The sequence below is a fragment of the Rothia sp. HMSC072B03 genome (assembly GCF_001809565.1).
GTDB lineage: Bacteria > Actinomycetota > Actinomycetes > Actinomycetales > Micrococcaceae > Rothia > Rothia mucilaginosa_A.
Genome location: NZ_KV797966.1, coordinates 134,368 through 159,942, shown reverse-complemented (window position 1 = coordinate 159,942; position 25,575 = coordinate 134,368). Strand labels below are relative to the sequence as shown.

Here is a 25,575-nt window from a genome sequence, read left to right as displayed (position 1 = left end):
GGTTCGTCGTGAACTGGCAAAGCGCACTTACTAACGACAGGTTCCGGTACGGAAAGAACAGCGACTAAACGCGCGGATGTCCGCCACCTCGCAAGGTGGCGGACATCCGTTTTTAATGACCTAACCGGGCATCTGCCCGAGGTATTTTAGCGCCCTGGCTAGGCGTCACGCGGCACAGTGATGATGCCGAACAGCTGATGCAGCTCCTCCGGATGCACCTCAAAATACCCGCGATCCGGGCCGCTAAACATAGAACTCTGGTTCCAGCCACAGCTCTACACCGCCAGGGATACCGAGAACTACAAGGTCCTCACCGTGTAGGCTGTGAACATTTACCACGCACGGTTGCCCAGCAGGCTTGAATGCCTCAGCTTCAAATCGATACGCCTGGACCCGAAAGCTTTCGTTCTCAAACCAGCATGCGTACATCACACCGTCGGGGCTCAATACAATCTCATCCGCCTCGGGTAAGTCCAGCGGTGTCGCCTCGCGGTCAGGTGTGCACAGTGTGGCGCCGTACTCGTTCAGAAGTGCCACCGACGAATCGGTCCAGGCTATAGGTTGGCCCTATAGATTCGCATTTCGTCCTCGATAGTTCTTGGAGAAAAACGTAGTACTTGGGTCAGCTCACTCATCTAAATTCACCACTTCTTTGAAACAATCAAGGTTAGAGCGCGAGTGAAGGACAATCACAACCTGCTTATCACTGCCCTCGATAGCGCACGCCATCGATTCGAGCTCAGCGCGCTCCTCTGACGGAGTGAGACCCTTCAAGGTCTCATCAAGCAACACAAGCCGGGCAGCGCCTTCACGTAACACGGAACGCGCAAGCATGAGCCCGCTCGAATTCGATGCTTCAGATGCAAACGGATCGATATCTGGTACGATTACCACTTCGCCTTGGGGATACCGGCGGTATAGAGCATCAAGCATGACGGACTTCCCCGCGCCAGTTGGTCCAATCAAGGCAACCATAGAACATCCAGAGTCAAGAACACTCTCAAGCAGAGCCAGGTCAGCAGACCGCACGGGCGGATAAGAACGGTCGGCCCGGTACTCTTCAAGCATCCGAACACGCTCCGCAGTCAAGCTGACTACACCAACCTGTTGCAGCGTCTCCACCGTAGATTGGATGCCAGATGACAGAGTTACTGCAAAATATATTACGACCGCGGGAGCAACCACTGAGTTCGATCCTTCGACCATCAGTGCCAATACCGCTGCAGAAACATTCAGTGACAACACAAGCAACTGGATCAGTCCCGTACGCAGTGCGTAGGCGTTCGCCAACTGAATCGAGCTGCTGACGTATGCAGCCTCCGAATGAGCGTAGGCTTCTTCTCCAGCCCGACGCAGCCCTGCACTGACGGGCGCAGCGTGTAAGCCAGCCTGGGCACCAGCCACCCCGATGAAGTCACCTCGGCGATTGGCAGCCGTCGTCGAGGCAGGGAGAATCCACTTTGAACCCTGACGCATAGCAAGCATCGCTAGGGGTGCTACCGCCAACACAGCAATTATGAACAGCGGGGCGCCAGCCACTGCGCCTCCGATGAGCATAAAGGTCTGTAGAATGACCATAAATACCGAACCCAGGGCGCTAGGCACCGACATCTGAAGGTCGGAGAAGTCTTCACCCATCCGCCCCATGACCGCACCGCTTGTTCTAGGAGTAGCGAATCGATCGAGCCTGCGTATAACCCGGTCGTGCAAATCGCTCAGCCTAGCGATGGGAGCCCAGTAGAGCGGGCCAAAGAACATGACGGACCCAACAATTGCTGCCAGTGCGCAAGCAGCTGACACTCCAGCAACCTGAGCAGACAGCCCATCACTGTGAGCAATCGTCAATGCAAAAGCAACTTCGGATCCGCTCAAGAGTAGGGCGCCACACGTAATCCACACCAAATGCGGTCCAAACAACAACAGGGCCGATCGTCGGAATGTGGCACGCTTCGGCTCAGGGTCAGGAAGGTCCTGTCCTTCGCTCACATCCGTCGAACCAGCATCTACCCCCTTAGCTGCCCCGGGGCTATGAGCCTGCAACTCAAGAGGGTCTACCCTCGCATCATTGCCGGGGGTGAAGGCACTCGGTACGTACTCCTCCGAGCTTGCCAGAAGTGTGCACGTTGGCACGCACTCTAAGATCCTCTCGGCAACCACTTCTCGTGTTACAGGATCAAGCGCTGCGAACGTATCGTCCAAAATTAGCCAGTCCGGTTTGTCTGCCAAAACGATTGCGACAGCAGCACGGTGTCTCTCTCCTGACGACAAGGTTGTTGCGTCTTGCCAGAATCGCCCGATCACGTCCTCAGTGAGCCCCATACCTAAAGCGAGGCTAGTGAACCGGGATACCTGATGTGGCGAAGCAGAAGCTCGCCACGCTGACAACACCGAATGGGACACTTCCGGGTTGCGTGGTACGAAAGCAGAATCGGGGGTGGTCACGGATGTGCGCAATGCTTCAGCGCGCTCAGACGTAGCTGCAAGCACCTCTCTAGAATTTGAAGGCCGCCCCACCCAGTCCTGCTGTTTAACCGTGCAATTTGGAGACGACTCGAGCTTGTCGAGCTCACGCATCATTGGCACAGCGAGCCGAATAACCCGATAGTTTACGATGTTGTTCTGCACCGCTGCGTACAGGTAGCGGGCTGCCAAAATAATTCCAATACCGAACCGAGCGGATGACCAGAGCCACGCGCCGAGAACCGCAACCACAGCGAGCACCGCAGTTAGTGCTCCCCGTTCAAGGAATCCATTCAGGACCTGCAACGGGACCCGTCTGCGCAGAAGCTGCTCTTCGGTGTTTCGGATGCTAGCGACCTTGTCCAGAGCGGTACCCCAGCTGGGGATGCTTTGCCCTCGAGGCAGCGCGTTTGCTACACGCTGGATCCACTGCCTACGCTCTCCCTCTAGAGCGACGTACTGTTCCCATAGTCGGCCCACCAAGTTGATGAGACGGACGCTGACGAATACCAATCCAGTGATGAGCAACGCAGCGATGGCGCCGCTTGCACCATATAGCGCGAGCGAAGCCGCGAGAAAGGCAATAATCTGAACGGTTGAAACGGCGAAATCAACAACGAAGGCAAACTGGCTGATCTGTCCTGGGTATGTAAGAACATGCCCGTGAGCTTCCGGCGGATGGGATGACCTACCAAAGATGTCCCGGAAACGGCGGTATGTGAGCTGTCGAACCGCGATCGTGAGAATAAGCTCTTGGCGTTCCTTCACCCAGTACCCTAGGCTTTCAGCCAGGAAAGCGAAGATGAGTAACCAAATAGCACTGCCTGGGGTCCTCTCACCTGACGTTACCTGGCCGATACCTGCCGTAATCATCAGAGCCCCTGCAACATTCAGTAGGCCAGCGGTGAAGACGGTGAAACTCGTGCTCGTTGGCGCGAATACCAAAGCAAGCCAGCGGATCCGTCTCGGCAGGTTCCGCGCTATCCTTTGATAGCGCGCATACAAGTGCTCGATGGGCATGTCTCTCAAATGCAGGCTAGGAACGCTCTGTGTTTCGCCCCGTCGCTTGTGGTTGATCACCATTATGTTTCCAGTCATTCGGTATTCGAGTTCAGGTGTACGGCCTCGTTAATAAGTTCGTCGTTCGGAAAACGAGCTTGGAGGTCGTTGAGAGCTACCTGAACATCTATGCTCGGATCGAGCTCAACCGTGCGTCCTGCCTCTACCGCTGCTTCCTCAAAAACAGCCCATATCGCTCAAGAACGACGCGAAATCCTGGTGGTATTCGGCGAACTCTGGGTCCATCGCGATGGCCTCTCTGAACAGTCGCTCCGCCTCTTGAAGATCCCCCATTGACTTCACAACTCGAGCCAAATTCGATGTAAGCACTGTGTGATGCAGTCTATAATGAACAGCCAACGTCGGCTGAGATGCTGCTTTCTCGGGCATGCACGGAAATTGGGTACAGGACAAATATACAATAATTTGACCAAAATCCAACATATAAGCGTGTCTGTCGGGCTCATCCCCACACACGTCCCCGCATATACGGGGAAAACTGCCCAAGGTTATTGTCGGCGGCGAGGAGAAGGGGCTCATCCCCGCGCATACGGGGAACGCTGCCGGATGCCTTCGCCACCGCCGAACCCGTCGAGCTCACCCCCGCGCATACGGGGAACGCTAACCGTGCCTCATCAGAGGTAAGAGTAGGCGGAGCTCACCCCCGCGCATACGGGGAACGCTACAATCCAGTCGCGTTCGGCTTCTGTGATTCGAGCTCACCCCCGCGCATACGGGGAACGCGTCGTTAATCGGTGAATCGTCGTTCTGGAGACGAGCTCACCCCCGCGCATACGGGGAACACGAGAACCTGAGTGAGTACATGACCGAAGAGGTGAGCTCACCCCCGCGCATACGGGGAACACATGGCGTCATGGGGGTTGAAGGGGTCGCCACCGAGCTCACCCCCGCGCATACGGGGAACACTAAGACTGGTCACAGTGGTGAGTCTAGCAATGGAGCTCACCCCCGCGCATACGGGGAACACAGGCGCTCGCCGGTGATGGAGGAGAGCCAGGCGAGCTCACCCCCGCGCATACGGGGAACACCTTATTGGCGGCAGCATTACTCAACGAGGGCTGAGCTCACCCCCGCGCATACGGGGAACACACTACAGCACCGCCTCTAACCAGCCCGGATACGAGCTCACCCCCGCGCATACGGGGAACACACATAACCACAAGGCATGATGCCTAGCAGAAGTCTAAAAACTATTCACTTTCCACACGTATATAAGGGGATGAGTAGACAATTACTTGCCTACGGTGACCCGCCGCCCATGGCGGCTGGTCTTGACGCATCCAACGCCGCATCCCCCAACACCACCGAAACAGCAGCATCAGAGTCAGTAACTCCGCGTCCGTTTAGACTCTCCCCCATGCCGGGGGCGAGTTGCGCCTCATACATCCGCACAGCCTCCGCACGAATATTACGTGCCGCATTCACGTCACGATCAATCCGCACACCGCAGGCCGCGCACTCAAAGACACGCACGCGAAGGTCGAGCTTGGTTTTCGCTCGTGCTCCGCAGGCGCTACACGTCTGAGAGGATGCAAAGAAGCGGTCAATAATCTGTACCTGCGAGCCGTACCAGCTGGCCTTGTATTCCAGCTGGCGGCGCAGCGTACTAAAAGCGGCATCCAGAATGGACCGGTTGAGTCCGGCTTTCTGGCGCACGTTTTTGCCCGGTGCCTCGATGGTACCGGCAGCTGAGGCGGTCATACCCGCTACAGCCAAGTCTTCAAGCCCGATGAGGGTGTACCCGGTGGCCAGGCGCTTAGAGACCTGATGCAACCCGGATTCGCGGCGCAAGGCTACTAGGTGGTGGTGCCGTGCAATCTGCTGCACAATGCGGGCACGACGCTTAGAGCCCTTCTGGGCACGCGAGAGGGCACGTTGCAGACGTACCAGGCGCTTCTCAGCGGCACGTGCCCAGCGGGGGTTAGCCAGGGTAGGGGCACCGTCACTGGTGAACTCCAGGGAGGGGTACTGTGCGAAGCGCTGTGGTGCCTGCTCGTCAGAGAGCGCGGCGAGGTAGCGCACGCCCAGGTCTACACCGACAGCACCAGCGGAACGCTGGGCACGCGTAGGGGCAGTAGACGGGCGGGTGAGCTCCACGAGGATGGAGACATACCAGTGGTCAGCAGCACGGGAGACAGTGAACGATTTGATTTCAGCGCCAGCACGCACGGCCTTCACCAGAGGTTTAGTGGTGTTATGAGTACGGATAACACCCAAAGATGCGAGGCGCACGTGGCGGTAGTCAGTGATGGTCGGTTTTGCACTAATACCTCGACGCTTCAGTTGTACCTTACGACGTGCGTATTCTGGGTCTTTCTTATGATAGTAAGCTCCATAAGCACCGGTGGTTTCATGCGGAACCGTGAAGGAATCACGGCTCACGCCCTTACGCTTGAAACGAGGGATGCCCATTCGGGCGCCGGCACGTTGCTTCATACGGGATTTGTTGTAGTTGTCCCAAGCCTTATCAGCGTTCTTTATCCCAGAAACAAGGACTCGTCGAGCAATAGTGTGCAACCAAGGTTCAGCGAATCGTTCAGTTTCAGACCAGACCACGGCGGGGTCAGCGCCGTCAGTAATAGCCTGGGCGATAGCTTCATGACGCTGTTTCTCAGGGGTTAGGTATCGCTTTTCGTACTCAGCGTGTCCAAGGAACTTATAGGCCGGGTCCTTCTTACGTAGTTTCCTAATCTCGCCGTTGATCGTCTCGTAATCTGCGCCTTCGGCGTTACGGGTGTTTCGATATTCCTGTTCGTTTCGGAGAATTTGAAGATTGTATGCGTTGAGGAGGTTGTACGTGTAGCGCGCTGCGCCTACACATCGCATCAGCTCTGCTTTTTGTGCCTGGTTGGGGTCGAGGCGGAATTTATAGGCGCGGTTCATGGTGCCAGCATCGGTGCCGGTTTTCTCAGCCATGGTCTTTCCTCCTCTTCTACGAGCTATAGATATAACCTGTTTGGAAATCTCTTATAACGACCATAGGGGATACCCCTGACAAGATAAGGGGGTATTTTGGGGTACCCAAGAATATTTTGAAAATAAATTTGCCCACAGCCACAGAACCGATATGTGGGATTTTTGTTGGGGCGTAGCGTATAGAAACGAGGACTGTTCCGGGGTATTCGGGCGCCGGAGGTTGCCACCATAAATATGGGAATGGCGAGAAAAATAGTGTAAAAAATCGCCAATTTTTTCACTATCCCCCTGATTTTCAGGAAATAGTGAAAAACCGCGATTTTTTCATAATTCAGGTCACAAACGGGTGATTTGGGTGTGGTGCCAGCCTATCCCCCAGCACCTTCACCACGCCCACTAGAGCACCTCGGGGTGGACCGCCACCTCGCTGGGTGGCGGACATCCACGCGTTAATGCCCTCATCCGGTATCTGCCTAGTTATTTATCTTCCGTGTTCTCGGATTCGATATCGGCTTCCAGGGCTTCCACAAATTCTGCGAACGGCATGGTTGTTTTAGTCCTTGCCAGCAGTTCCGCGGCCTCGTGAGCATCACGTTCGTCTTCGAGGCGTTCTAGAAGAGATAAATCGTCGATGGAGATAAGAGCACCAACAGGTTTGCCATTTTTAGTTATGACAACTCGTTCGTGGGTGTGGGATACACGAGTAACCGTGTCTTCCAGGCTGTTGCCCAATTCAAGAATTGATATTTGATTCACTATTGCCTCACTTAGCTGAATATATAACGATATTCTTCTGCCCAATATGTATTAGTGGCCTGACTAGGAATCACGCGGCACAGTGATGATGCCGAACAGCTGATGCAGCTCCTCCGGATGCACCTCAAAATACCCGCGATCCGGGCCGCTAAACATCGAACTCTGGTTCCAGCCACGGCGGCCAGCACGCGCATAATCAAACCGGAAATTACTACGCGCCGCCAGGTGATCCATAAAAATACGGGTCGCGCGGCCGTTCCCCTCGCGGAAGGGGTGCGCCTGGTTCAGGTGCGCGAAAATCGCGGCGGCAACCTCCACAAACTCCTGATGGTTCAGGCTCACCCAGTCGGTCGCGCGGCTAGTGGCGAAAACGTAGTCGAGGTACCGGTCAATGCTCAGCGGCCCATCCTGAACGCTCGCGAAAGCACTCACACCCTTGGACATGTCCACGGTGCGGTACTCCCCCGCCCAGTCGTACACGTCCTGGAAGAGGTAGCGGTGAATGGCCTTGAGGTGCTCGGCGTCGAAGGTGTGGGCGATGAGCTCGGGGTTCTTGGTGAGCTCGTAGCCTCGTCGGGTGATGATGCGGTGCTCGTAGAGCGAAAGCGCCGCGGGGTCCTTGATACCCGGCTTGTTCCGCATGACGTGCTGGTGGGGTTCGGGGTAGAAGTACGCCGCCCAGTTCTGCTGATGACTCACGGTTATTCGCCCTCCTCTGCGTGCTGGTCCACGTTTTGGCTTGTCAGCACCTGGTAGGCGAGCGCCTTCGCTAGTGCCTGCCGGTCGTATTCTTCCGCGGTGATTCGCCCAAGCTCGTAGTCGATGAGTAGCGTGACGTCTTCGCGGGTGGGGTTGTCGCCCTCAAGCCAGGATGAGGCGAGGGGCTGCATGATGTTGCGGCGCTGCTCTTCGGTGAGCGGCTCGAAGAGTTCGGGGTAGCGCAGGTGCAGGGCAAAACGATCTGACACTGTATGTTCCTTTCTTGACCTTCACAGGTCGGCCTCACGGCTGGGTCGTGAGGGTGGGAGGTGACGGTTAGCTGAGGTGCAGACCGTATCTCGGCTCGTCGAGCAACACCTTTGAACCGGCACGCCAGTACACCGGTTCGTACCAGCGGGTGTTGTCGAAGACCCGCAGGATGTCCACAGAGGAGGCGAGCACCTGCAGGTTCGCGTGGGAGCTGTCGTAGCGGCGGCGGATATCTGCCTCGTCAACACCGTGCCCGCCCTTGGCAACGCGGGCGGCGACCCGGTTCACGGCGGTGTCGGCGCTATTGAGCGTCACGTACAGTAGGGCCACCTCGTACCCTTGGGCGTGGGCGCGGTCGATGAGGTTCTGGAAGGATTTGGTGTTACCCGCAAGAGTGGTCTCCTGGTGGATGGACTCACCGGCCGCGAGCGCTTGGCGCAGGTCCTGCACAGTGTCTCGCATGGCGCGGGCGGCGTCGGCGGGGTTGCGCCAGTCGCCTCCTGCAGCGCGGAGTTTCTCGTCGGCATTGAGGCGGCGGGTGGCGCCGAAAATCTGCGGGTTGGTGCGGTAGAGGGTGCTCTTCCCGGCTCCGTTGACCCCGCCGATGATGATGTATTGGGGCTTCATGTGCGGCTCCTTGGACTGCCTAAACAGCTTAGACGACGAAGTTCTCGTCAGCGAGAACGATGCGCTGCTTCTGCTGCAGGGAGTAGGTCTGCAGGGCGAGGTAGAAGCGGCGCTTTTCGTCGTCTTCTTCGGCCTCGATAAGCGGGGTGAAGACCTCTGAGCTGTTGTCTACGAGGTACTTGTGGAGCGCCTCAAAGTCGGGGGTGTTGTCTTCCATGGTTATCCCCTTTCCGGAAGGTAGTAGACGGGCCGGTATCGCTCGGTTACGTTGGCGGTTGCGCCGGGTTCGATGGAAGAGTTCACTTCTTGTGCCCTCTGCTTCCCGAGGGCGCCGGCGGCGGCCCCACTCACCAATTTTCTTGTGGGGCACCTCGTATATTCCAGCCTAACCCAACTGCCGAAAACAGGCACCGCCCACGGTCATTCTGGGGAGGGTGCCGCCCGGCATGACAAACCTCTGGATACTGGTTTCCGACGGATGGTAGTCTGATGGTGCATCAAAAACCTGAAGGCGGCACTAGTGACCCCGAGTTGCTAGGTTGGATGGATGGGCCCTCCTGGGTTGCAGGTGGTGAAATATATAGAAGCCACCACGCTGTCAGACAGGGATTTTGCCTCAGAAAGGCGCGCCCACGGGGTGCGACTTTTGCCGTGTTCTACGCTCTCTTCATGAGAGAACGACCGTTCGCTCAGCGCCCTAGCGGCAGGCGTGATAGGGTAAATCTGACACCTGCCCCGGGGCGCCGACAGTCCATCCGGAATCATCAATTCCACTCTGGATTGGCACGCGGAGCCTCGCGCCGTCTTCACTCACTCCACACTCTACGAAAGCAGCCCCCGCACCAAGGGGCCGGGCCACGCCACGTTCCCACCGCTGGGAGCGCAAAGATTGGAGACACGTTGCAGCAAACCCCCCATTCGAGCATCCCACGCGGAGTTTACGTCTTCCTCTACATCCTCGGCCTCATCGTCCTCGCCATCTTGCTCTTCATGGTGCCGCGAGGCGGGGCCTCCCCGGTCGAGCATCTAGGCTCCCCCAATCAGGCTGCGGCCGAACCCGGAACCTGCGGGGCCGGCGCATCCGCAGACAAAACCGTTCTGAAGACCGCACCGACGGACACCCAGTGGGTGACCACCGAATCGGGATGGATAGGCCCCGTCTCGCAGACCGCGGGCCCCGTCGTGGAATCCCCGATTCGTAGCTGTTTTGAGCACTCGGCGCAGGGTGCCCTGTACGCATCCGCGTGGGCACTCATCCACGTCAATGACAGCCCGGAGGCGTACCTGCCGACCGTCATCGGCCCCGGCGCGGAGCAAATCACCAAGGACCGCCTGCAGGACACGACGACCCGCACCATCGTACGCATCATGGGGTACCGCTACATGTCGTACACCCCGGAACGCGCCGTCATCCGTATTCTTTTCCAGACCCCGTCAGGCACCTACCGTTACTTTGAGACGACCATGGAGTGGCACAACGGCGACTGGGCCCTGTGGGTACCCGCCGAGCAGCCGCAGGTGACCGACGAATTCGCCAAGGACAAGTACGTCACCTGGACGGCCGCGTAGGTTCCTCACGTTCGCCGCACCGCACGAGTAGCACGCAGATACACACTTTTACACTACGAAAAGGGCACCCCGATGTCGCAGACCCCCATGTCGGCCAGTAGTCCGGCTCCCATCCCAGTCCCCTCCACCAACTCGCCGATTCCGCAGGAGCAGATGCATCAGCGTCAGGACCTGCTGGAGCACCTCCGCCAGGTCAAGCAGCTGGTGGATCGCGCCGCGCCCTGGGCCGATTCGATGAAGAGCGCGCAGAAGGCATACGTTGCCGCCGTACCTGAGCCCCCTCGGATTAAGCTCAAGCGGCTCTTCGTGGCCTGTTTTAAGCTGATTCCGTGGACGTACCTTGCCAGCTCCATCATCATGCTGATCGCCTATCTACGCTACCTGTACGCCAACCCGCAGATTCACTCGAGCGATATTCCGTGGCACACCATTCACGTGCCGGCGATTGTCTCGGCGATTGTGATTGCGGCTCTCTGGTGGTCGCTGATGTACTTTGTCGCCTACCCGCTGGCGGCGGCGAAGGTCGAGCGGGAGAACAACAAGCGTCGCGCGCATAACGACTCGGTGTGGAGCGACTATGAGGAGCCGGCCATCGCCGAGCTGTCTAAGGTGCACAACGAGTACATGGAGCGTTTCTCCCACTGGTTCCCGGAAGACTACCTGTACCCGAACGCGGCGGATACCCTGTACAAGTACGTTCGCCAGGGCCGCACCTACACCCTGCAGGAGGCGTTGAACCTGTACGAGCAGGAGAGGCACCAGCTGTGGGTGCGCCTGAGCATGGAGGAGCAGGCCCGCGAGACGCGAATTCACAACGCTATCGTGGAGGACATGATGGACAAGCAGCTGTACGAGCAGCGCAGGGCCAACGTTCTGCTATCCGGCATTTTGGTGGCGACTACGGCTACGGCGGTGGCCGCCTCGGCCCCCCGCTATCACTACCACTACCACTACTAGGCGCTACGGAAAGCAGCAAGCTCTACACGGGGAGGGGACGCACTCCGGTGCGCCCCCTCCCCTGTTTCTACGTTTACGGGTTGATCCTCTAGCTATCGGGATTCTTGCCGACTCACAGCGTCTAGAAGCGAGAACTGCACCGGACTGGACGGCGAGAAAAATAGTGTAAAAAAATCGCCGATTTTTTCACTATCCCCTCTGATTTTCAGGAAATAGTGAAAAAAATCGCTGTTTTTTTTCATAATCCAGGTCACATATAAGTATTTCGGGTGCAGAACCAACTTCCACCCAGACCCTAGACCCCGCCTCCGTTAGAAGAAGTCAATGTCGGGGAGGCCCGAAAATATCTCAGCGAAGAGCTCGTACGTACCCAGCACAAAACGCTCGCCGCCGTCCTCCACCTCGCTATCAGCCCGCGAATACGTGAAAAGACCACCAATGATCTTCACACCAAAGAAATACAGCCCAACACAGCCAAGGACCAGAGCCACAAAAGGCATCACCAGCATGACCACAAAGTGAAGAATCACGTTATCAATCGAGCCGCCAAGCAACACCAGGCCAACAATGACGACCCCCATCACCACCAGGCACACGGGCACACTCAGAATGTACATGCCCCAGGCGATAATACGCAGAACAGTCTTCCAGAAGCCACGGCGCGGCTTCTCCTGCAGATAATCTGCGGGATGCGGAAGATACGTGTGCTGAAGTGCCGGCTGGTTGCTCATAGGTGGTTGTCTCCTGACGTACTCGGTGTATACATCAACTCCCCTGAGAATACGTCACCCACCTGGGCGATTCCTCAAAACAGGCGCAAGCAAACCACGCCCGCTAGAGCACGTCCGGGTGGACCGCCACCTCCACGGCGGCAGGCAGCACCCGCGCGCTAATACGGTGCGCCGACGGCGCCGGGTCGCCATCCACCTCAACCGGCTGCGCACCATCCGGGAACTCCAGCACCACCTCGGACCCCACCAGGTGGCGAATCACCGGTAGCTCAACGCGCGGCGAACCCAGAATCGTACGGCGCATCACCTTCGCCATCAGCAGGCCCCACTCCACCAGGTCACGCGGGGACGCCACAATCACCTCAAGCTTGCCGTCGTGCACATCCGTCATATCCGCCAGGCGAATACCGCCCTGCAGGCGACCGCAATTCGCAACCAGCACCGAACGCATGGGCAGGATGCGGGGCTCCCCACCGTCCACGCTGATGCGCACCGGATGCGACCTGCCCAGCATATGCTTCATGCCGGACTGCACGTACGCCACCCAGCCGAACTTCGCCTTAATCTCCTCGTTCGTATCGTTCATGACGAGCGCGTCAAAGCCGGCACCACTCATCACAAAGAACGTGTGTTCGGTTTCTTCGCCGGTGGTGCCCGTAGTCGTCATCTCAATCGCGTCAACGTCCTGACCCACGCCGTTGAGCGCAATATCAACGCACGCCGCCACGTCACTCACCGGGATGTACAGGTTGCGCGCCAGCAGGTTGCCGGTGCCCATCGGCAGAATACCCAGGCGCGGCTTGGGCCCCTCGTGATGCGCCAGCGCCGCCGCCACGGCACGCACCGTGCCGTCACCACCTGCGGCAATCAGCAGGTCAACGCCCTCGGCAATCAGCTCGCGGGCGGCCTCTGAGCCGGGCTCGTCCACGCGGGTGGTGCGCACCAGCGCCTTCGGGTGGCCGTTCGCCGCGAGGATACGTTCCAGAATCTCAACGGTGGCCGCGGCACCCGGCTTGCTCGGGTTGTACACCACGCCCACACGCTGCGCTTCACCGGTGGGCAGGGTCGGCAGAACGCCGAAGGGCGCGCCCAGCTCGATAGCGCGTCGGCGCGCCTTCTTGCGGGCACCAGTGGCGGAGGCGGTCAGCGCCGCCGCTGCAGAAACACCAAGGAGTTTACGGTAAAGAGGCATAGTTCTTAGACTACCTGCCCACGCAAAAACCCGCCCACCGGTTACGCGGTGAGCGGGTTTTCGACCGAGTTTGAGATTACTCAGCGGGCGGGGTTTCCCTTATTCAGCGACAGCGGGGATAACCTCGGCGCCGCCCATGTACGGGCGCAGTGCTTCCGGAATCACAACAGAACCGTCAGCCTGCTGGTGAGTCTCCAGGATAGCCACCAACCAGCGAGTGGTTGCCAGGGTGCCGTTCAGGGTTGCCACGGAGCGGGTGCGGCCCTTACGCACGTTGCCTGCCTCGTCCACGGTGTCCGGGGTGCGCTCGCGAATGTTCAGGCGGCGCGCCTGGTAGGTGGTGCAGTTCGAGGTGGAGGTCAGCTCACGGTAGGTGCCCTGGGTGGGGACCCACGCCTCGCAGTCGAACTTGCGGGCTGCGGAGGTGCCCAGGTCGCCTGCGGCGGTGTCAATCACGCGGTATGCGAGGCCGCAGCGCTGCAGCATTTCCTCTTCGAGGGACAGCAGCTTCTCGTGCATCTCTTCTGCCTGCTCGACGGGGCAGTAGACGAACATTTCAGCCTTGTTGAACTGGTGCACGCGAATGATGCCGCGGGTGTCCTTACCTGCGGAGCCAGCCTCGCGGCGGTAGCAGGAGGACCAGCCCAGGTACTTCTTTGCGCCCTTCTCAAAGTCGAGAATCTCGTCGGTGTGGTAGCCGGCGAGCGCCACCTCGGAGGTGCCGACCAGGTACAGGTCGTCGCGTTCCAGGCGGTAGATTTCGTCGTCGTGCTTGACGTTGAAGCCGGTGCCGTTCATGATTTCGGGGCGTACCAGGGTGGGGGTGGTCATCATGGTGAAGCCGTGCTCGGTTGCCAGGTCGAGCGCCATCCACATGAGTGCCTGCTCCAGGCGGGCAACCTGGCCCTTGAGGAAGTAGAAGCGTGCGCCGGAGACCTTCGCGCCGCGGGCCATGTCGATGCCGTCGACGAGCTCGCCGATTTCGAGGTGGTCGCGCGGCTCGAAGCCGTCAGCGGTGAAGTCGCGGGGGGTACCGACCTTCTTGACGACCACGTAGTCGTCTTCGCCGCCGGTGGGCACGCCATCGATGATGAGGTTCTCGATGCTGCTGATCAGTTCCTCGTATTCGGCGGTCTTCGCCTCGGAGGCTGCCTTCGCATCGTTGACGCGGGCGGCCAGTTCCTTGGCCTGTGCGACGAGTGCGGGCTTTTCTTCCTTGGGTGCCTTGGCGACCTTCTTGCCGAAGGCGTTCTGCTCGGCGCGCAGGGTCTCATATTCGCCGATGAGTGCGCGGCGTGCGGCGTCGGCTTCGAGGATGCGGTCGACGTGGGTTTCGTCCTTGCCGCGTGCTCGCTGAGAGGCGCGGAAGACGTCGGGGTTTTCGCGGAGGAGGTTAATATCAATCACTGTTTTATCCTACCTAATCTTGCGGTGGGTTGTGGGCGGGGTTTGCGCTGGTGGGGCGCGGGTAGGTGCGGGGGGTGTCTAGCGGCGGCCGGCCTGTGGTGTTGTAAGTGGTGCCGTTAGTGGCGCTGCAGCTGTGCGGGGCGGCCGTTCGGGAAGAGCGACTCGACCCATTCGTGTGCGGCGTCGAAGGAGGCATCGGAGTGGATGCTGTCGACTTCGGTGTTTTCGTGGTCGGCGCGCGGGTAGGAGCCGAGGAATTTCAGCGTCGGGGAGACGCGGTGCAGGCCGCGCAGGGCGTCGCGCATGCGTGCCTCGTAGATGTGGCCGTCGGCGTCGATGCTGAACGAGTAGGAGCCCATGCCTTCGCCGGTGGGGCGCGATTCGATGCGGGAGAGGTTCACGCCGCGCACGGAGAACTGTTCGAGCAGTTCGAGCAGGGCGCCGGCGCGGTTGGCGGGCAGCGGCACGGTCAGGGTGGTCTTGTCGGAGCCGGTCGGTTCGGGGATGTCGGCGGTGCGGGAGAGCAGCACGAAGCGGGTTACGGCGTTCTTGTTGTCGCCGATATTGTCCTGCAGTACGTGCAGTTCGGGGTGGTAGTTCAGCAGCGCCGGGGAGCAGATTGCCGCATCGTAGGTGCAGCCCTCTTCGAGCAGGCCGACAGCCGCCGCGGCGGTGGAGGAGCCGGGCAGGTAGGCGGCGGCGGGCACGTTCTCCTGCGCCCAACCGCGCACCTGCGCCCAGGCGTGCGAGTGGGTGGAGATGGTCTTGACGTCTTCAATGCTGATGGGCTTCGCGGCGACCAGCACGAAGCGGATCGGCACGAGCACCTCACGGATGATGCGTACACCCTCGCTGGCTGCGATAGCATCCAGGGTTGCGCTCACGCCGCCCTCCACGGAGTTTTCGATGGGCACCATGGCGGCGTCCGCCTCGCCCGCGTTCAGGCGTGCGAGCGCGTCGGGCACGCTAGTGGCGGGGATGCGTTCGGCGTCGGATGCGCCGGGGACGCTCAGCAGGGCGGATTCAGTGAAGGTGCCGGAGGGGCCCAGATAGGTGTATCGCATGGTCACCATGGTATCGGGTTGGGGTCGGTAGCGGTGGGGTTTCGCCCGTGCCGTATATATCTCGGAATGGCTTCGGTCATGGGTTGGCGATTTTAGGGGTGGGTTAGTGACTTTTGGGGTGGTTAAGAACCACCCCCAACGTCACTAACCTATCCCCGAAGGAACTAACCTATCCCCGAAATCTAACCCGCGAACTGGCGCACCCGCGCGGTGTCCCAGTACTGGGCGGGCACGCCTCCACCCATGAGCTCACGGGAAATAGCGGCCGCCTGCACGGAGCCGGCCTCCGGCAGGGGCGCGTGCGAACCGGCAATAATGACGTTGCCGCGGCGGCGGCCCTTCAACATGGCCGAATCCGCCACGATGCACACGTACTCGAACACCTCGAGCAGGGCGGATGCCTCAGCGCGGGCACCGGTCAGCGCCGGCCCGTCGCCGCAGTTCAGGATGTACAGGCCGCCGGGTGCGAGCGACTCGGCGACGGTGCGGGTGAACTCGACGGTGGTGAGCGCCTCGGGGGTGGTGTCACCGGCGAACACGTCACGAATCAGCACGTCGCGGGAAGCCGGGGCAAACGTGGAGGTGACGGCACCCGCCTCGCCCACGCGAATCTTCACGCGCGGCGCCTTGGGGATGTCGAACCAGGCGCGCACATACTCGGCGAGCTTGGCATCCAGCTCAACGACCGTGTTGCGGCTGGTCGGGGACAGGGCAGCGAAATAGCGCGCCATCGAGCACGCGCCGCCACCCAGGTGGGTGATGCGCAGCTTCGCGGCGTCCAGGTGCTCTGCCACGTGGGAGGAGACGACCGCCGCGATCCAGCGCATGTACTCGAAGTCGAGCTGGCGGGGTTCGCCCACGATTACGTGGGAGGACTGCACGCCGTTGATGAGCAGCAGCCAGCCGTCGGCGTGGTAGCCGTCGGGGACGAGCTCCGCCTCACCCGTGGAGATGGGGTACACGCCTGCCGCCGCGCCCTGCACGGGGGTGTTCTCGGTATCGTCAGCCCGGTTCTTCTGGTTCTTCTGCGCCTTCTGGGATTTCTTCGGTGCCCTGCTCTTTTTCGCCATACCCACTAGCCTAGCCGACGACCCGCCCCCGGTCAGCGCCGCACCTAATCGGGGGCGGGCCGCCCGACGGCGCTCGCATCCCGGGGTGCCGCTCCCGCACGCCCCTAGCGTACGCACCCGCAAGGAACCGCCTCCACAGGGGCCGACTGAGTAGACTAGAACTCATGGGATTTGTATGTCAGGGCCGCTACGCGCTCGCACCAATTGAACCGACCGACGCCGAAAAATACGTCAACCTGCAGCTGGACTGCATGGAGCAAACCTACGACCCGATCTACTTTGACACGCTCGGGGAGAGCTTCACCGCCCGCCACCGCGCCGAACGCAACGAATACCTCGAAGACTTCCACCGCCACCTCTCCTCCCCCACCGTGCGCGGCTTCTTCGCCTACGAGGTGCCCGGCTGGACCCCTGACGGCGGGCTCTCCTGCTCCATCGGCGCGCGGATTGATTGGGAGAAGCCGGTCGGCCTGACGCTCTCGCTCTGCGAGCCCTCCGATTGGGAGCTCGAACGTGCCGACAACCTCCCCGAACTGCCCGCAGGCACCCGTAAACTCGTGCACCTGTACACCCTCAACCACATGCACGGCACCGGGCTCGGTCAGGCACTCTACGAATCCGTCATCTACCCGGACGAGAACTCCTACCTGTGGGTCATGGCAGAAAACGAACGGGCGCTCTCTTTCTACGAGCGGCTCGGCTACCAGCGCAACAGCATCGAATTTGAGGCACGCGGCATCTGGGCGCCCGGCCACAGCGTACGGTACGCGCGCATCCCCAACCCGTAAACAACCCGTAGACGGGAGGGCCAGACGGCTAGTCCAGCAGCTGCGGGCACCGCGAGGCACGCGGCGGCCCCGCCCGGGATGCCGTGCGACACATCGCACCCTAAACGCTGTTAGGCGCCACACCCGCAAAGTCTTAACATAGAAAGTGACCTACGCTCGACGCACACCGCACAGACACAGGGAACCCCTGCGCACGCGCGGTACCGGCGCCGAACGCCACCCCACCGAAGGAAAGTAGAATATGACCACCGGTCTTTACCTCTCCGCTACGTCCCCGAACTCGGGCAAGTCCCTGATTGCCCTGGGCCTGGCAGACTCCCTGATTAAGCGCGCGGACCGCGTCGGCTTCTTCCGCCCCGTCTTCGACGGCGCAACCATCGCTGACGACCCCGTAGCACGCCTGATTCGCGAGCACTTCAACCTCTCCGAGGAGCAGGTCGGCGGCGCCGTCTCCATGAACGACGCACTCGCACTCATCGCTGAGGGCGACACCGAAGAGATTTCCTCCCGCGCGGTATCCGCCTACGAGAAGGTCGCAGCCAACAGCGACGTCGTGATTGTTGACGGCGCCTACCTGCCCGCCAACGCACTCGCAGTCGAATTCGACCTGAACGTCCAGATTGCACGCGACCTGGGCCTGCCCGTCGTCGCCATCGTCGGTGCGCAGGAAGCCACCGTCGAAGAGGCAGTCACCGCCGTTGACGTGGCCCGCACCGAGCTGACCGCATCCAAGGCTGACCTGCTCGCCGTCATCGTCAACCGTGCAGAGCCCGCCCTGCGCGAGGACATCGAGAAGTCCGTCAAGCGCGGCGAGGCAAACCTGCCCGTCTACGTGCTGCCCGAGATTTCCGAGCTGACCGCTCCGACCGTCGGTGAGGTTGCCGAGGCCCTCAAGCTCGACACCGCCGGCGTGAAGGCGGAGGACCTCAGCCGCGATATTCACGGCATCAAGGTCGCCGCCATGACCGTCTCCAACTTCCTGGGCCAGTTCGTCGACGGCGACTTCGTGATTGTCCCCGGCGACCGTGCAGACATCGTGGCCGCAACCCTGGCCTCCGCACTGGCACCGTCCTTCCCCGCTCCCTCGGGCGTGCTGCTCACCGGCGGCCTGGACGACGTTTCCGGCCAGCACACCGCTGTGGGCGAGCTCATCAAGAACGCACCCTTCCCGGTGCTGTCCACCGAGCACGACACCTTCAAGTCCGCACGCGCCGTCTCCCGCGTGCACGGCTCCCTCGAGAGCGGTCACCAGCGCAAGCTGGCCGCCGCCCTGGGTGGCTGGGACGAGCACGTCAACAAGGACGAGCTGCTGTCCCGCCTGTCCATCGAGCGCCCGGCTTCCATGACCCCGCTGCGCTTCCTGCACAACCTCATCGAGACCGCACGCGCAAACCGCCGCTCCGTGGTCCTGCCCGAGGGTTACGACGTGCGTATCCTGCGTGCATCCGAAATCATTGCACGCCGCGACTTCTGCGACCTGATCCTGCTCGGCAACCCCGCCAAGATTGCAGAGATTTGCCAGGCTGAGGGTATTGAGCTGCCCAGCTCGATCCGCATCATCGACATCGAGAACAACGAGTACTCCGAGGACTTCGCCGCAACCTACGCCGAGCTGCGTGCACACAAGGGTGTCACCATCGAGGCTGCTCGCGAGCGCATGACCGACCCCTCGTACTTCGGCACCATGCTCGTCTACAAGGGCATCGCCGACGGCATGGTTTCCGGTGCTGTGAACACCACCGCGAACACCATCCGCCCCTCGCTCGAGTTCATCAAGACCCGCCCCGGCACCAAGATCGTCTCCTCCGTCTTCCTCATGCTGATGGAAGACCGCGTTCTGGTCTACGGCGACTGCGCAGTGAACCCGAACCCCAACGCAGAGCAGCTCGCCGACATTGCGAAGGCATCCGCAGAGACCGCACGCCAGTTCGGTGTGGAGCCGAAGGTTGCTATGCTGTCCTACTCGACTGGCACCTCCGGCGCTGGCGCAGACGTGGACGTTGTGCGTGAGGCAACCGAGCTCGTGCGCGCATCGAACCCCGACTTCGCGGTTGAAGGCCCGATCCAGTACGACGCTGCTTCGAACATGTCTATTGCGTCGACCAAGCTGCCCGGCAGCGAGGTTGCTGGTCAGGCTACCGTGTTCGTCTTCCCCGACCTGAACACCGGTAACAACACCTACAAGGCTGTTCAGCAGTCTTCGGGTGCTGCCGCTGTGGGCCCGGTTCTGCAGGGTCTGCGTAAGCCCGTGAACGACCTGTCGCGCGGTACCACCGTTGAGGACATCATCAACACCGTTGCGATCACCGCAATTCAGGCACAGAGCCTGTAAGGTGCACGCGGCGCTGTAGCGTGAAGGTTGCGGCGTTCCGTTGATATAGAAATCTCCCGCACTGGGGGGCATGCCTTGGAGGTGTGCTCCACCCGGTGCGGGAGATTTTTTGTAATTACAGGGTTCCGCCGCCCCTCACCCCGAGCCGGTGACCGTCCGGGCAGCAGCAAACCGCCCGGGCTGCTAGGCTGCTGCTATGGACAACAACTCAACACCCTCACTGCCGGACCTCGTTCTCCCGTCCGTGGTGACGACCCTCAGCCTCCCGAGCAAGCACGCTTCAACTAACGTGCGGCTCCCGCAGGTATGGCTACTGCGCTCCGTTCCCGACGAAGAGAACCGAAGCGCCGCCAGCGGAAAAGTCTACGATGACGCTCTAGAGTTCCGTTACGTTTACGACTCGAAAGTTCCTAACCACAAGAACGTTCGAGAGGGTGACTTCGTGCTGATTCGAGATAATTCAATTCTTCTCGGGTCCGCTGTTATCCGAAAAATTGAGTCATACGAAGCCGATAAGGTCATGACTTATTGCCCCAACTGTGGGAGCAGCCGCATCACCTTCAAGTCCGATGGGCTGTGGCGCTGCGATGGAAAGTGTCTGAGAAGAGACAAGCTCAAGCCCGAGCAACGTCTGCACAAAAACCCGCCGCAGAAAACCGAGAAAGTTCAGCGGTTTATTGCCTACTACGGTGACACCTGGACTGAGCTGATCGGCGCAGCGGATAAGGACTCATTCAAGGACCTGAGTATGCCGGGCAAGTACAACACTCAGAACAGCATCGTCGCCCTCGATACGGCGAAAGTCCTTGACTGGCTTGAAAGCCTGAACACTTCGGGTATTCATCAGCTTCCCCTGAACGATGCTCACGGGGTGCCGGTGAATCCTCGGGGCGGTTTTACGATGCGCACGGTCAGGGCTCGTGTGGGCCAGGGGCAGTTCCGCCAAGAGCTGTTGAACCGCTTCGGCAATATGTGTGCATTTACCGGCACCTGCCATACGGCGGCGCTGGACGCGGCGCACCTGTACAGCTATGCACACGAAGGCGAACACCGCGTGGAGGAGGGCCTTCTACTGCGCAAGGATTTGCATAAGCTCTTCGATAGTGAGTTGGTGGGTGTGAGCTCTTCGCGGACTCTTCTTCTGCACCCCGGTTTGGGGAATACGCAGTATCAGTCGTTGGCGGGTGCTCGTTTGAAGGTTGAGTTGCCGAACCGTGCCCTGGAGCTGTTGGATGAGCACCGCTCGGGTCTAAATTGGCTTGAAGAAGCACTAGTCTAGGCCTGTTCTGGTTTAGGCCACCGGGTACGCAAAAAGGAGGTGCAGTAGCTTTCGGGCTACTGCACCTCCTGTGCGTTTTTACTGGTTATGTCGGCGGGCGATAGCCTTACCGATTTCGTGCGGGATACCCACCACGAGGGCGTTACCCATGCAGAAGGCACGGTTACCGTCGCTCATACCGGTGTCAGTCCAGCCTCGAGGGAAGCCCTGCAGCTGATCCAGCTCATCAGGAACGAGGCGACGGTACGCACCGGAGTCACCAACCACAACGTGCTTGAAGCGGGAGGCGCCCGAGCCTCCTTCGCCGGTCAGGATGGTGCGCGCCGGGCGGTCGAGCGGGTCGGGGAAAGACATTGAACCTTCGGTGTAGAAGTATTCAAAGCCGCTCGCCTTATTGATGCGCTTTTCCTTCTTTGCACCCTTGAGGTATTCCCAAGAAGGCACCTTATCAGGGGCAATAAAGAACTGCTCCGGCACCTCAGAGTCGGGAAGAACTACGTCACCGAGCGTCTTAAATTCGCCGCGGTAGTCAGGTTCTACCTTGCTGGTGAGCACGGTGCCGTTCTGCATGACACCGGCAATCTGGAAGGGCGAGGTCTTAGCACCGATTCCGAAGTGTTCCGTCTCGTAGTAGGGGTCATCGGAGATGGTGAATTTATCGGCCTCATTGAGCTCTTCGAAGACGGAGAGAAGACCCTCAGACTCTGCAGTTTTGACCGGGAACGCTTCCGCCAAAACACCGGTGTGGGTGATGCGGCGCGACAAATCCCATTCGGGGGCGTTGTGTTCGGCGTAAATGTAGACGCGCTTACGCTTCTGCGGGTGACCGTACTCTGCCGCGTTGATAACGCGCCATTCGACGCTGTAGCCGAGCGCGTAGAAGCAGGAGAGCATAATAGCGAAGTCACGGCCTCGCTGCTTAGCGGGCGACTTCAACAGGCGGTCGACATTCTCCAGAACAACGTATTTGGGGGTTTTCAGCTCAAGCGCACGGTAAATATCCCACCAGAGCACGCCTTTCTTACCCTCAATACCGTGCGACTGCGAAAGCGGCTTGGTGACCGAGTAATCCTGGCAGGGGAAACCGCCACAGAGCAGGTCGGCATCGGGAATTTCATAGAGGCCCGCCTCAACATCATCAAGTACGGCGTGAATATCGCGGTTTTCGAGGTTTGCTTCTTCTCCGAAACGTTCCTGGTAGCAACGTGCCGCGAACTGGCGGCCAACGGTTCCCGGGGGCTCCCACTGGTTCGCCCAAACGGTCGTGAAGGGGCCTGCGGAGGGCAGGGTCATGCCGTTGGCGTTATAGCCTTCAAATCCTAAGCGGAAGCCACCTACGCCGGCGAAAAGCTCGATAACTCGGATAGGCTGGCTACTGCTGGTGGTTTTCTGATCCATGAGTCAGTAGTCCTTATAGTCCTCTTGTAAATATATTCGAATACTAATACTATAACATAGAACAGCTATTCAGATCAAGTGGATCTCAGAAAAGCCAATGACGAGACGAAGAGCGCAGCCGCCGTATCTGACGTAGCATAAAAACAAGAACACGGCATGGCCAATATTATCGGCAATATCAATCAAGCAGAGGAGTAAAGACAGTGGAGCTGTTCAACTACGATGACTCGGATATCGAGAGCATCTACAAATATGCTCAAAAAGTAGTAGGAGTAGAGTTTGCCGATATTCTCAAGGCCTTCCAGGAATCCGCCTACAAGACTTATCAGGACTACATCAATCAAACCCCCTCCACCACACCAGACAAAAAAATTAGTAGTGCGTCAAAGGGGAGGTACGGGACATATATTGAAAAATATTATTTTGGCATCCCCACCAACAGCTCAAATGAACCCGACTTTAACAAGGTGGGAGTAGAACTTAAAGTTACCCCTTTCAAAGTAAATAAAGATGAAAAAATCTCCGCCAAAGAACGACTGGTCCTTGGGAACATTAATTATATGGATGAAAATCTAGATGATTTTTATAAATCTCATGCATGGAAGAAAGGAGGGGCCATCCTCCTCCTTCCTTACCATTTCATCAAAGACCAAGATATTCTAAAAAATAAAATTGCTAAAGTTCATCTTCTAAAAATCCTCGAAGAGGACTTGCCAACAATTATTAGCGATTACCAGAAAATTGCACAGAAAATTAAAGAAGGGCGTGCTCACGAACTCTCCGAAAGGGACGGCATGTATCTGTCCACCTCACGCAAAGGTGCCGGCAAAGGAAGAGACCTTACCTCTCAGCCTTTTAGTGACGCACCAGCAAACAAAAGAGCCTGGTCTTTCAAGCAGAGCTACATAACACGTCTCTACCAGGAGACTATCTTTACTTCCGAGGAACTAGAGAGTATTGCTCGAGCCACCAAGGATACCTCGAAGCCTTTTACTCAGATTCTTGAAGAAAAAATTCTGCAGTATCGAGGTAAAAGCGAGGAGGAACTCTGCAAGGAGTTTGATGTTAAATTTAAATCCAAGGGTCGCAATAACTCCATTATAACAAAAATGATGCAACTTCTTGACCTCCCTCAAAAAATTGAAAATACCACCGAGTTCAAAAAGGCAAATATGATGATTCGAGCTATTCGAGTTAAGCGAAACAAGAGCATTAAAGAAGATATTTCCTTTAAATCATATTCATTTATTGAACTTGCAAATGAAGATAATGAGGAATGGGAAGATTCTCACGTATATACCGAAATTTTTTCAAAGAAAATTCTGTTCGTAATTTTCCGCGAGAATGAATCCGGTGATTTCTGTCTGAATCAGGTCAAGTTCTGGGGATTCCCCGACTCCCTAGAGCCTGAATTAATGAGGGTACGGCAGGAGACAAAGGATATTATCAACCGAGGTGTTGAGCTTACACCCCGACCAAACGGCAAGAATGGAGTCAGGGTTTCAACTAATTTCCCTCAGAGCAGGAAGAATAAAATCATTTACACCAAGGTGCACGCTAATAATAGTTATTACGAGATTGAGCCCGGTAAGTTTGTCGGAAAGGGTTGTATCGAGGACACCGACGAGCTTCCCGATGGTCGCCACATCACAAAGCACTCCTTCTGGCTACCTAAAAGGTTTGTTCGGGAGATTCTTGAAGGTCAATGGGACTAATAATCGAATGTAAATAACCGCAGCAGGCGGCCCCGAATGTATATACATTCAGGGCCGCCTGCTTTTTAGACAGAGGTTTTCGATAGGTTAGTGTCTTCGCCGCGGGTCTTTAACCCGCGGTGAAGGCACCCTATCGACCGGTCCCAACACGAGAAGTCGCGCACACCACCCGGCAGGCAAAGACGCTCGAACAACGAACTCTCACCACCAAAAACCTCAAAAGACTGCAAAAGATGGCAAACATCCTGTAAGGTGGTCTCGGGACCCATAGCGATGCACCGGTGCATCGATAATGCGAGGTACCTAGTCTGGGTGCTTTTGGATACGTTGCTGTACCTAAAGAAAGCTTCTCGACTAGTACATACACACCATCACCGACAATTGGAGCACCACAATGGGACCTGAATCCGTTTTGACCCGCCGCACCCTGCTGAGTGGCGGCGCACTCTTCGGCCTGAGCGGTCTGCTTGCGGCATGCGGCCAGCAGGCCACCAACGAGGCTACGGGCTCAATTTCTTCCGCCACGCCGAGCGAGACAGCGGCGGCTTCTGCTGCGGCATCTGAGTCGCCTTCAGCGAGTGCTACTCCGTCTACTGTTCGAGGCTACTCGGGTGGTTCCAAAGCCCCCGATGGGGAATACCGCCCTGCGGATAAGTACGGTCCGGCGCAGAATGTACCGAAACCCAATGCTCCAGAAGACGGGTACCGAGAAAAATCCATAGATGGTATACGCAAAACATTGGATGCCTGGATTATGTGGGGCAACTATGGTACTCAAACAGGTGACTATTCGATGGCACGCAAATTTATGTCTCCCTCTTTCGAAGATGAGATTAAAGCCTATTCAGATGTCGAAGATCTTTACAAAAGTGGCGGGTGGATTATTGGCGGCATAAACCACTATCTAGCTGACGGTAACCCCTGGTCGGAAGATGGTGAAACTTATTTCTGGAAGGCCTACCGTGAGTGGGATTCTGAGACCTACGTTGAGTCCGACGGTAGCTGGCGCAAATGGAGTAATGACGATAAAACCGACGACACCTTTAAATTTGAGATGAAGCACAACGGTCAAAAGTGGGAAATTATGAATTATGAACCTGTTGAGGATTAAATATAATGCGGATTCATAAACTAATTGCATCTCAGGTTTTCACTCTGACAATTTTGTTTTCCTTACATACTCCTGCAATGGCAAAAGTGGAAACCCATGAATGTTCCTCAGATAGTAGCGCAAAAATATGTCAAACGCAGAGAACCCCTAAGAA

At 58.4% G+C, this 25,575-nt stretch carries 20 protein-coding genes and 1 CRISPR repeat array; of the genes, 7 read left to right on the top strand and 13 right to left on the bottom strand.

Features of this window, described 5'->3' with window-relative positions:
- Window positions 1-627 precede the first annotated feature (627 nt).
- The 7 genes from HMPREF2630_RS02070 to HMPREF2630_RS02040 form a co-directional block, all read right to left on the bottom strand.
- Window positions 628-3,543 carry a hypothetical protein gene (locus HMPREF2630_RS02070; protein ID WP_070483165.1) on the bottom strand — a complete coding sequence of 972 codons (2,916 nt, stop codon included), beginning with the start codon at window positions 3,541-3,543 and terminating at the stop codon, window positions 628-630.
- A 447-nt stretch (window positions 3,544-3,990) separates the two neighbouring features.
- Window positions 3,991-4,688: a CRISPR direct-repeat array (repeat unit 27 nt; unit sequence GAGCTCACCCCCGCGCATACGGGGAAC).
- A gap of 91 nt (window positions 4,689-4,779) precedes the next feature.
- Entirely contained in the window at window positions 4,780-6,456 is a 1,677-nt protein-coding gene (locus HMPREF2630_RS02065; protein WP_049344661.1) for an RNA-guided endonuclease InsQ/TnpB family protein, read from the bottom strand.
- 477 nt (window positions 6,457-6,933) lie between these two features.
- The gene (locus tag HMPREF2630_RS02060) at window positions 6,934-7,212 is read right to left on the bottom strand and encodes a type II toxin-antitoxin system Phd/YefM family antitoxin (protein ID WP_049344659.1); all 279 of its coding nucleotides are present in this window, start codon (window positions 7,210-7,212) and stop codon (window positions 6,934-6,936) included.
- 63 nt (window positions 7,213-7,275) lie between these two features.
- Window positions 7,276-7,911 carry a Fic/DOC family protein gene (locus HMPREF2630_RS02055; protein ID WP_049344657.1) on the bottom strand — a complete coding sequence of 212 codons (636 nt, stop codon included), beginning with the start codon at window positions 7,909-7,911 and terminating at the stop codon, window positions 7,276-7,278.
- 2 nt (window positions 7,912-7,913) lie between these two features.
- Window positions 7,914-8,180 (bottom strand): antitoxin VbhA family protein, encoded by a 267-nt coding sequence (locus tag HMPREF2630_RS02050; RefSeq protein WP_070483163.1) that lies wholly within the window; start codon window positions 8,178-8,180, stop codon window positions 7,914-7,916.
- A 67-nt stretch (window positions 8,181-8,247) separates the two neighbouring features.
- Window positions 8,248-8,835: an ATPase gene (locus HMPREF2630_RS02045; protein WP_256387520.1), complete on the bottom strand. Its 588-nt coding sequence runs from the start codon at window positions 8,833-8,835 to the stop codon at window positions 8,248-8,250.
- A gap of 1 nt (window position 8,836) precedes the next feature.
- Entirely contained in the window at window positions 8,837-9,025 is a 189-nt protein-coding gene (locus HMPREF2630_RS02040; RefSeq protein ID WP_049344653.1) for a hypothetical protein, read from the bottom strand.
- Window positions 9,026-9,708: 683 nt separating this feature from the next.
- Here HMPREF2630_RS02040 and HMPREF2630_RS02035 point away from each other — a divergent pair.
- Complete coding sequence (locus tag HMPREF2630_RS02035; RefSeq protein ID WP_049344649.1) at window positions 9,709-10,377, top strand: DUF8175 domain-containg protein; 669 nt, start codon at window positions 9,709-9,711, stop codon at window positions 10,375-10,377.
- A 72-nt stretch (window positions 10,378-10,449) separates the two neighbouring features.
- Window positions 10,450-11,334 (top strand): hypothetical protein, encoded by an 885-nt coding sequence (locus HMPREF2630_RS02030; RefSeq protein WP_070483161.1) that lies wholly within the window; start codon window positions 10,450-10,452, stop codon window positions 11,332-11,334.
- Between the two features lie 311 nt (window positions 11,335-11,645).
- Here HMPREF2630_RS02030 and HMPREF2630_RS02025 read toward each other — a convergent pair whose 3' ends face one another.
- The 5 genes from HMPREF2630_RS02025 to HMPREF2630_RS02005 form a co-directional block, all read right to left on the bottom strand.
- Window positions 11,646-12,065 carry a hypothetical protein gene (locus HMPREF2630_RS02025; protein ID WP_049332392.1) on the bottom strand — a complete coding sequence of 140 codons (420 nt, stop codon included), beginning with the start codon at window positions 12,063-12,065 and terminating at the stop codon, window positions 11,646-11,648.
- A 103-nt stretch (window positions 12,066-12,168) separates the two neighbouring features.
- Window positions 12,169-13,257 carry a diacylglycerol/lipid kinase family protein gene (locus tag HMPREF2630_RS02020; RefSeq protein WP_049344645.1) on the bottom strand — a complete coding sequence of 363 codons (1,089 nt, stop codon included), beginning with the start codon at window positions 13,255-13,257 and terminating at the stop codon, window positions 12,169-12,171.
- A gap of 99 nt (window positions 13,258-13,356) precedes the next feature.
- The gene (serS, locus tag HMPREF2630_RS02015) at window positions 13,357-14,664 is read right to left on the bottom strand and encodes a serine--tRNA ligase (protein ID WP_049332388.1); all 1,308 of its coding nucleotides are present in this window, start codon (window positions 14,662-14,664) and stop codon (window positions 13,357-13,359) included.
- A 116-nt stretch (window positions 14,665-14,780) separates the two neighbouring features.
- Entirely contained in the window at window positions 14,781-15,728 is a 948-nt protein-coding gene (gene pheA / locus HMPREF2630_RS02010) for a prephenate dehydratase (protein ID WP_070483175.1), read from the bottom strand.
- A 182-nt stretch (window positions 15,729-15,910) separates the two neighbouring features.
- On the bottom strand, window positions 15,911-16,798 hold the full coding sequence (locus tag HMPREF2630_RS02005) for a spermidine synthase (protein ID WP_070483159.1): 888 nt from the start codon (window positions 16,796-16,798) through the stop codon (window positions 15,911-15,913).
- A gap of 164 nt (window positions 16,799-16,962) precedes the next feature.
- On the opposite strand from HMPREF2630_RS02005, the gene HMPREF2630_RS02000 reads away from it, so the two are divergent.
- The 3 genes from HMPREF2630_RS02000 (at window position 16,963) to HMPREF2630_RS01990 (ending at window position 21,197) form a co-directional block, all read left to right on the top strand.
- Window positions 16,963-17,586, top strand: a complete 624-nt coding sequence (locus HMPREF2630_RS02000) for a GNAT family N-acetyltransferase (protein ID WP_049344643.1) — start codon at window positions 16,963-16,965, stop codon at window positions 17,584-17,586.
- A gap of 241 nt (window positions 17,587-17,827) precedes the next feature.
- Entirely contained in the window at window positions 17,828-19,918 is a 2,091-nt protein-coding gene (gene pta / locus HMPREF2630_RS01995) for a phosphate acetyltransferase (RefSeq protein ID WP_049347124.1), read from the top strand.
- A 196-nt stretch (window positions 19,919-20,114) separates the two neighbouring features.
- On the top strand, window positions 20,115-21,197 hold the full coding sequence (locus tag HMPREF2630_RS01990) for an HNH endonuclease (protein WP_049347126.1): 1,083 nt from the start codon (window positions 20,115-20,117) through the stop codon (window positions 21,195-21,197).
- A 78-nt stretch (window positions 21,198-21,275) separates the two neighbouring features.
- Here HMPREF2630_RS01990 and dcm read toward each other — a convergent pair whose 3' ends face one another.
- Complete coding sequence (gene dcm / locus HMPREF2630_RS01985; protein ID WP_049347127.1) at window positions 21,276-22,595, bottom strand: DNA (cytosine-5-)-methyltransferase; 1,320 nt, start codon at window positions 22,593-22,595, stop codon at window positions 21,276-21,278.
- Window positions 22,596-22,798: 203 nt separating this feature from the next.
- Here dcm and HMPREF2630_RS01980 point away from each other — a divergent pair, with 203 nt between their 5' ends.
- Window positions 22,799-24,310, top strand: coding sequence for a Sau3AI family type II restriction endonuclease (locus HMPREF2630_RS01980; protein ID WP_049347130.1), 1,512 nt, complete (start codon window positions 22,799-22,801; stop codon window positions 24,308-24,310).
- A 394-nt stretch (window positions 24,311-24,704) separates the two neighbouring features.
- Window positions 24,705-25,421, top strand: coding sequence for a DUF6318 family protein (locus tag HMPREF2630_RS01975; protein WP_049347545.1), 717 nt, complete (start codon window positions 24,705-24,707; stop codon window positions 25,419-25,421).
- Window positions 25,422-25,575 lie beyond the last annotated feature (154 nt).